The sequence below is a fragment of the Macromonas nakdongensis genome, assembly GCF_002837145.1.
Lineage (GTDB): Bacteria > Pseudomonadota > Gammaproteobacteria > Burkholderiales > Burkholderiaceae_C > Macromonas_B > Macromonas_B nakdongensis.
This window is the reverse complement of the sequence record NZ_NWMV01000174.1, coordinates 1-1,584: the sequence shown is the minus strand read 5'-3', so window position 1 is coordinate 1,584 and position 1,584 is coordinate 1. Positions and strand designations below refer to the sequence as shown.

General features: G+C 76.0%; 1 protein-coding gene. It reads left to right on the top strand.

Annotated features, from left to right (window positions below; genetic code table 11):
* Positions 1 to 1,584: apolipoprotein N-acyltransferase (lnt, locus tag CON77_RS14965; protein ID WP_439650590.1), on the top strand; the 1,584-nt coding region annotated here is incomplete at both ends.

Genomic DNA, 1,584 nt, shown 5'->3' with positions numbered 1-1,584 from the left:
GGGCCGAGGGGCCTGGGGCGCTGGGCCCCGTGGGCGCTGTTGCTGGCGGCGGGCTGGGCCCAGGCCGCGGCCCTGGCTTGGCCGGGCCCCAACTGGGGCCTGCTGCGCGCGGGCGAGCCGGTGGCGGTGCTGCAGTGGGCGTCGCTGGCCTGGCTGGCTGGGGCGGTGCTGCGTGCGCCCAGTGGCCGGGCGGCGGCGGCCCGTGCCGGCGTGTTCGCCACGGCCTGGTTGAGCGCCACCTTCTGGTGGTTGTTCGTGTCCATGCACACCTACGGCGGGCTGGCGGCGCCGCTGGCGGCGCTGGCGGTGTTGGCCTTGGCCGCCTTTTTGTCGGCGTACTACGCCGCAGCCGGGGCGCTGTGCTGGCGCTGGCGTCGGCGTGGGCCATTGACGGCGGCGCTGGCCTTTGCCGCGCTCTGGACCCTGGCCGAGTGGGCCCGGGGCACCTGGTTCACCGGCTTCCCCTGGGGCGCGGGCGGTTACGCCCAGGTCGATGCGCTGGCCGCGCTGGCGCCCTACGTGGGCGTGTACGGCATGGGCGCGGCGAGCGCCTTCCTGGCGGCGTGGGCGGCCGGGGGCGAGCGGCAGGCTGGCCCGGGGCGTGGCCGGGTGCCCGCGGGCCGGTTGTGGGCCGTGGGCCTGGCCTTGCCGCTGCTGGCGCTGCCCTGGGTGGGCCGTGGCTGGGCCGAGGCGATGCCCGCCCACACCGTGCCGGCCGGGCGCCTGCCGGTCACCTTGTTGCAGGGCAATATTCCGCAGAACGAGAAGTTTGAAGCCGGCAGTGGCGTGCCGCTGGCCCTGGCCTGGTACGGCGACCAGCTGCAGGCCGCGGCGGCGCGTCGGCCGGGCGGGCTGGTGGTGGCCCCGGAAACCGCCGTGCCCCTGCTGCCGCAGGACCTGGCACCCGGCTACTGGGACGGCTTGCAGCAGGCCGCCCAGGGCGCCCCGGCCGCCCTGCTGCTGGGGGTGCCGCTGGGCAACTGGGCCGACGGCTACACCAACTCGGTGGCCGGCTGGGCCGGGGCCGACCCCACCCCCTACCGCTACGACAAGCACCACCTGGTGCCCTTTGGCGAGTTCATTCCCTGGGGTTTCCGCTGGTTCACCGAGCTGATGCACATCCCGCTGGGCGATTTCCGCCGGGGCGCGCTGGCGCAGCCGCCGCTGGCCTGGGCGGGGCAGCGCATCGCGCCCAACGTCTGTTACGAGGACGTGTTCGGCGAAGAGCTGGCGGCCTCGTTCCGCGACCCGGCGCAGGCGCCCACGGTGCTGGTGAACGTGAGCAACCTGGCCTGGTTCGGCGACACGGTGGCGATCGACCAGCACCGCCACATGTCGCGCCTGCGGGCGCTGGAGCTGGAGCGGCCCATGCTGCGCGCCACCAACACCGGTGCCACGGCGGTGATCGACCACCGCGGCCGGGTGCAGGCCGAACTGCCGCGCCTGACCCGCGCCGTGCTGGAAGCCGAGGTGGAGGGCCGCCACGGCGTGACGCCTTACGCCCGGTGGGCCGGCCGCTGGGGCCAGTGGCCGCTGGGGGCGCTGTGCCTGGGGGTGCTGGCCGGCTTGGCCGTCTGGGGCCGC